7 protein-coding genes are annotated in these 6,341 nt (G+C 32.0%); all 7 read right to left on the bottom strand.

Annotated features, from left to right (window positions below; all coding sequences use genetic code 11):
• On the bottom strand, positions 1-271 hold a 271-nt coding region (locus J7M77_RS14225; RefSeq protein ID WP_296879734.1), incomplete at its 3' end, for an ArsC/Spx/MgsR family protein.
• Between the two features lie 24 nt (positions 272-295).
• Positions 296-1,063 carry a nucleoid occlusion protein gene (gene noc, locus J7M77_RS14220; protein WP_296879732.1) on the bottom strand — a complete coding sequence of 256 codons (768 nt, stop codon included), beginning with the start codon at positions 1,061-1,063 and terminating at the stop codon, positions 296-298.
• A gap of 8 nt (positions 1,064-1,071) precedes the next feature.
• Complete coding sequence (gene rsmG / locus J7M77_RS14215) at positions 1,072-1,773, bottom strand: 16S rRNA (guanine(527)-N(7))-methyltransferase RsmG (protein ID WP_296879730.1); 702 nt, start codon at positions 1,771-1,773, stop codon at positions 1,072-1,074.
• A gap of 4 nt (positions 1,774-1,777) precedes the next feature.
• The gene (gene mnmG, locus J7M77_RS14210; RefSeq protein WP_296879728.1) at positions 1,778-3,640 is read right to left on the bottom strand and encodes a tRNA uridine-5-carboxymethylaminomethyl(34) synthesis enzyme MnmG; all 1,863 of its coding nucleotides are present in this window, start codon (positions 3,638-3,640) and stop codon (positions 1,778-1,780) included.
• Positions 3,641-3,748: 108 nt separating this feature from the next.
• Complete coding sequence (locus J7M77_RS14205) at positions 3,749-4,678, bottom strand: G5 domain-containing protein (protein ID WP_296879726.1); 930 nt, start codon at positions 4,676-4,678, stop codon at positions 3,749-3,751.
• A gap of 11 nt (positions 4,679-4,689) precedes the next feature.
• Positions 4,690-5,448, bottom strand: a complete 759-nt coding sequence (locus tag J7M77_RS14200; RefSeq protein WP_296879724.1) for a TatD family hydrolase — start codon at positions 5,446-5,448, stop codon at positions 4,690-4,692.
• Positions 5,449-5,720: 272 nt separating this feature from the next.
• Positions 5,721-6,341: PD-(D/E)XK nuclease domain-containing protein (locus tag J7M77_RS14195; RefSeq protein ID WP_296879722.1), on the bottom strand; the 621-nt coding region annotated here is incomplete at its 5' end.

Genomic DNA, 6,341 nt, shown 5'->3' with positions numbered 1-6,341 from the left:
TTAAAATTGAGGGATTGTTTTTTATAAAGACAATCAGTTCTTCCATTTTCATACTATCTAAATCAAGTCCGGTTGATTTCATGATTTTACTGTTTTTAGAAATGATATCATCAGTACCATTTTCACAGCGTTCTAAAATTTCTCTTATTTCACTAGTATGTAGATCAGATGAGAAAATATTTTTTTCAATAAAACTTAGATTATGTTTTTTTAACCAGGCAATCACCTTACGACAAGATTGACTAGCTGGCGTAGTATACACTCTAATCATAATCTTTGATCATCTCACTTTAACTTATTTTTTTACTCGTAATACAATAACATATTCATCATCAGTTTCTTCAGTTTCACTAGTGATTTCAACACCAGATTTTTCAATTAACTGAGTTGCCTGATTAATTGTGTTGATCGCAATCTTAAAATTACGAGATACTTTTACTGGCCCGCTATTTTTTTTCTTTTTTGCCTTTGGCGGCTGTTTAATTAAATTTTCGGTTTGTTTAACATTTAATGATTTATCAATTACTTGATGTAAAATAGTTTCTTGTTTATCTTGATCTAAAGAAAGCATTGCCCGTGCATGACGTTCAGTAATTGTTTTAGCTTTCAATGCCTCTTTGACTTCATCTGATAATTTTAATAATCTTAATTTATTAGCAATTGTTGATTGTTTTTTCCCTACTTTACTAGCTAATTCGGTTTGCGACATACCATAAGTTTCTAATAATGTCTTATAAGCATTAGCTTCTTCAATTGGGGTTAGATCTTCTCTTTGAATATTTTCAATAATTGCATAAGTATCCATTTGCTTATCATCAATATCTTTGATGATACAAGGAACAGTTTTTAAGCCAACTAGTTTACAAGCCCGATAACGACGTTCTCCGGCAATAATTTGATAATTACGATTTTGCTTTCTAACAATCAATGGCTGAATCAAGCCATTTTCTTTGATTGAATTGGCTAGTTCTTCAATTTTTTCATCATCAAAAATAGTTCGGGGCTGATTCTCGTTAACAAAAATTTTATCTATATCAATTTGTTTATATACTTTCTCTAACATATTATCTCCTATAAAGGCTGTTTTTTGATTTTGCCAAACATCCGTGGATATTTTGCTGGTGTTGCTTTTACTTTTTTAATAATAATGTTGCTCCGGTGATCATCGTTAGTTAAACGAAAATCAATTACTCGTTCAACTTCACCGCCTAGAATCTTGATTCCACTACTTGCTTTAGTTAATTCCTCTTGTGCTTTTAGGCCTTTAAGAGCTAAAAAATATCCACCAACTTTAACTAACGGTAAACATAATTCATCTAATATATCTAGTCTAGCAACCGCTCTTGCTAGAACTAGATCAGCTTTTTGACGATTAGTTTTCGCATATTCTTCTGCCCTGGCACTAATAGCCTTACAATCAGTTAACTCTAATTCTTTAAATAAATGATTCAAAAATGTAATCCGTTTGGTAAGAGAATCAACAATCGTTACTTTTAAATCTGGGTAAACTATTTTTAAAGGAATACTAGGAAAACCGGCACCCGCTCCAACATCAATAATCTTTTGATCTTTAAATTTAAAATCAAAAGCAATCGTAAGTGAATCATAAAAATGTTTTAAATAAACGTCTTCTTGATCAGTTATTGCTGTTAAATTCATTTTCTGATTCCACTCAACCAAAGTCACATAATATTTTTTAAACTGTTCTAACTGCTTTACAGTTAAGTTTATGCCTTGTTTATTTAATTGATCTATAAATTCTTGTTCATTCATCTAATTATTCCTCATTATACTTTTGTTTCAAATAAATCAATAAAACAGAAATATCAGCTGGATTTATTCCGGAAATTCTCGAAGCCTGACCGATTGTCAGAGGGCGAATCTTCGATAATTTTTGTCTTGCTTCTAATGCCAAATTACTTACCTGATCATAATCAATATCATTTGGAATTATCTTTTCTTCCATTTTTGCCTGGCGCATAGCTTGTCGTTTAGCTTTATCGATATAACCTTTGTACTTAATTAAAATTGTGATTCGACGGCGCTGTTCGTCATCAAGTTTAGGTCCATCAATATAAGGTAACAACAATTCATACGATAATTCAGGTCGTTTAATTAATTCTTTAGCACTAATTCCTTCAGTTAAACGCGTTGAATGATATTTTTCTAATAAGTCATTGATTTCATGTTTAGGAGTAAAACGAATCGTATCTAAACGATCAATTTCATCAAAGATCCCTTTCATTTTATTTAAATAACAATCGTATTCTTCATCGCTTATTAGTCTAGCATCATGGCCATATTTCATTAACCGTTCATCAGCATTATCATGACGAATCAATAAACGATATTCATTACGGCTAGTAAGCATCCGATATGGTTCATCAGTTCCTTTAGTAACTAAATCATCGATCATGACCCCAATATAAGCTTCATCACGTTTTAAAATCAATGGCTCTTTTCCTTCTAATTTATAACTAGCATTAATTCCCGCAATCAACCCTTGACCAGCCGCTTCTTCATAACCGCTAGTTCCATTAATTTGACCAGCTGTGAATAAATTTTCAATCACCTTAGTTTCCAATGTTGGCCATAATTGTAAAGGATCAATAGCATCGTATTCAATGGCATAAGCATATTTTAAAATTTGACAATTTTCTAAACCAGGAATCGTTCTAATCATTTCTTCTTGAACATCATGTGGTAATGAACTAGAAAACCCTTGAACATAAATCGTATTCATTTCCTTTGATTCTGGTTCTAAGAAAATCTGATGCTGCTTTTTATCGGCAAACTTAACGACTTTATCCTCGATTGATGGACAATAACGAGGTCCCACACCTTTAACAATTCCACCATACATACTTGATTTATGAAGATTATCGCGAATGATCTGATGAGTTTTTTCATTAGTATAAGTTAAATAACATGGTGTCTGTTTAGCTACCGGTATAAATTCATCAGTTGCATAACTAAATGCCAATTTAGCATCAGTTCCCGGCTGAATCGTTGTTTTTGAGTAATCAACACTATTAATTTCCACCCGTGGTGGTGTTCCCGTTTTTAACCGCTGAATCCGAAAACCTAAACTAGCTAAATGATCTGATAAAAATTTAGATTCTTCTTGTTGATCTGGTCCACTGGCATGTTTAGAGTGACCACATAATATTTCCGCTTTTAAATAGGTACCGGTAGTTAAAATAACCATTTTCCCTAAAATTTCTTTTCCGTCAGCTAAAATAACTCCTTTTACACATTTATCTTCAATAATTAAATCTTCAACCATTCCTTCAAGAATATCCAAGTTTTCTTGTTCTTGTAGAACCTTTTGCATATAGCGTGGATATTGTTTTTTATCAGCTTGGGCTCTTAAAGACTGGACTCCTGGTCCTTTGGCAGTATTCAGCATTTTCATTTGTAAATATGTTTTATCTGCTGTTTTAGACATTTGCCCACCCAAAGCATCTATTTCCCGGACAATAATTCCTTTAGCTGGACCACCAATTGAGGTGTTGCAAGGAAGACTGCCAACATTAGAAAAATTAGACGTTACTAGAAGTGTTTTATGATTCATTCTGGCAGGTGCTAAAGCAGCTTCAATTCCCGCATGACCCCCACCAACAACAATTATATCATACATAACTTTTTCTCTCCTTTTAATCGTTATCTATTGTACTACAAAATCATTATTTTTAAAACCATTATATCTTTTCTAAAAAACATTTAAAAAGACCAGCTTGCGCTGATCTTATTTCCAAAAGTTTTTTCCACTTCCAACAGAAATGATTTTAAATTGAGTATTGTTTGAAGTACCGCCACTAAAATATTTTCCAGCTTCAGTACCATTAAAGATATCAATTTTATTACCTTTAATCGCACCACCACGGTCGACAACAATACCGTATGCAGTTGATTCAATACTTAAATTATGATTAGAAATTTCAATAATTGTTCCAAACGGAATTGAAGGATCAGCAGCTAAGCAATAATATGAGCGGCCATTATAAGTAAGTTTGGCACTATTAGATCCCTGAACTCCAGAAATTGGACTTAACTTAATTCCCGTTGAAGAAGTACCATTACCACCTGCACAGTCACCACCATAAGTTGTTAAGCGTCCTGCAAAATAAGCACCCTCTTGAACTGTACCAGTTTCGATAATCGTATCGGTAACTTGACTAATTACTTCACTACCAATTAATTCACGATTTACCTCTTCACCATTTTGATAAGTTACTCGATAAGTATTTTTCACTTGGCCATCTTGCCCTTGTTGAGTAACCTTAGTTGTAAACAATTCTAATCCAGCTGTATTAACTGTATTTGATTTAACTGCACTAATTTCTTCTATATTAGCTTCATTAACACGAGTGATTTGAATCAAATCACCTTTATTTACTACATAATCCATACTAAAATTTAAGATATCTTGTGGATTGATATTTATTTCTAATTCATCAAGAACATTAGCTAATGAATCTTGTCTAACTAAATATCCTTTAGTTTCCAGATTACCATCTTCTACAGTAATATCAATTGTTTCCACATAGTTATCAATTTGATCAGTTGCCTTAACATTAAGTACGGCAAGCATGATCCCCAGATAAGCAATCATCACAATAACTAACCCCTTCATACGGGGGTCCGCTTTAACAATTGCCTCTTTAAATTTGTTCATTATTTTTCCTCCTATTTAATACCAAAGACTTTCTTGGCATTAAACGTTGTCGCCCTAGCAACGTTTTCTATCTCCATGTTTTTTAGCTTAGCTATTTCCTGGGCAATATACACAACATTTGCAGGCTCATTCAACTTACCTCGATATGGGTGAGGAGTCAAATAAGGACAGTCAGTTTCAATTAATAAATTATCTAATTCAATATTTGCTGCCACATCTTTAGGAACTCGAGCATTTTTAAAAGTTACCGGACCTGCTAAAGAAATATAGAACCCAATATCTACAAATCTTTGGGCCATTTGCGCTGATCCACTATAACAATGCATAATTCCATGATGTCCATTACGTTTTAAAACCTGATAGGTATCTTCATAGGCATCTCGACAATGAATTACAATTGGTTTTTGATATTTCTTAGCTAAATCAATTTGCCATTGAAATACTTCTAACTGCTTTTCTTTACCAACTGTATCCCAATAGTAATCAAGACCAATTTCACCTATCGCTACAACGCTTGGCTCATTTAAATACTTTTCTAACTCAACTATATCTTCTTTAGTGGTATTCAAACAATCATTTGGCCCAATACCAATCGCACAATAGATAAAATCATACTGTCTAGCTAATTCAACTGCTCGTTTTGATGATTCCAAATCATAACCAACTACAACTAGATGATCAACTTGATTATCTAAAGCTCTTTGAATATATAGTTCATAATTTGTGTATAATTCATCACTATTCAAGTGACAATGAGTATCAAAGTACATAAATTCACCTCCGCTGTATCTTAACAAAATCAATTACATTTGTCAAATATCTAAACAAGTTTTTTTAGCCAAGTTAAAAAAACATTCGATAAAATCGACTTTTTTCATTTATTATCATTTGCAAAATACATAATTATCCATACTTTTTTCGACAAATCATAAATTTTTAGCTAAAATTAAGTTTTATTGCCATAAATCAACCATCGATTTTATATCCTAATTTTTGACACCTTAATGAATTTTATTCCATATTTATAAAAAGAAAACTATCATTACGATAGCTTTTCCCTCCATTTCATCTTTACCTGTTTATGATAATGTCCTAAACCTATATATATGACTTTTCCAACAAGTCCTATATCATATCTTTTTTCCTTGATTTGTTTTACTGCCTGACTAGCTAACTTATCTAAATCTTCTTTTTCATTATTACTGTATTTAAATTCGATTATATATGATGCTAAGTCATCCTTTTTAGCTTTTAAGATAATATCACATCTTCCAATTCCTGCTTCTTTATTACTGATGATTTCATAATCATTGCTTAACCAGGCACTCATTCCTAGCATCATCATATGATAACTGTTTTCGCTAATTAAATCATGATATGATGGCATCGTTAGCAGGATGTTTTGATATGTTTCAATAAACATATCTGCCTTTTGATAAATTAAGCCCTGAAACATTTTTGACAGTTCTGTTTCTGATACCTTTAAATAATATGATGTTAATGATTTAAACTCATTTTGGACTTCTTTATTGGGTACTTTAATTTTATAATAGCCATTACTTTCATCCATTGTTTCTACGATCGTTAAATATCCGGCATTAATAAATAATCCCCATAAACATGGTGTAGTTGATACTTCATAAAAACTTGTTTCCAATACTAC

Source organism: Thomasclavelia sp. (genome assembly GCF_017889095.1).
Classification (GTDB): Bacteria; Bacillota_I; Bacilli_A; order Erysipelotrichales; family Coprobacillaceae; genus Thomasclavelia.
The sequence above is the reverse complement of the archived record's forward strand: the minus strand, read 5'-3'. Positions and strand labels throughout refer to the sequence as shown.

Coding starts and splice junctions, on each gene's coding strand:
- noc (WP_296879732.1), bottom strand. CDS start 1,063: ATGTTAGAGAAAGTATATAAACAAATTGATATAGATAAAATTTTTGTT.
- rsmG (WP_296879730.1), bottom strand. CDS start 1,773: ATGAATGAACAAGAATTTATAGATCAATTAAATAAACAAGGCATAAAC.
- mnmG (WP_296879728.1), bottom strand. CDS start 3,640: ATGTATGATATAATTGTTGTTGGTGGGGGTCATGCGGGAATTGAAGCT.
- J7M77_RS14205 (WP_296879726.1), bottom strand. CDS start 4,678: ATGAACAAATTTAAAGAGGCAATTGTTAAAGCGGACCCCCGTATGAAG.
- J7M77_RS14200 (WP_296879724.1), bottom strand. CDS start 5,448: ATGTACTTTGATACTCATTGTCACTTGAATAGTGATGAATTATACACA.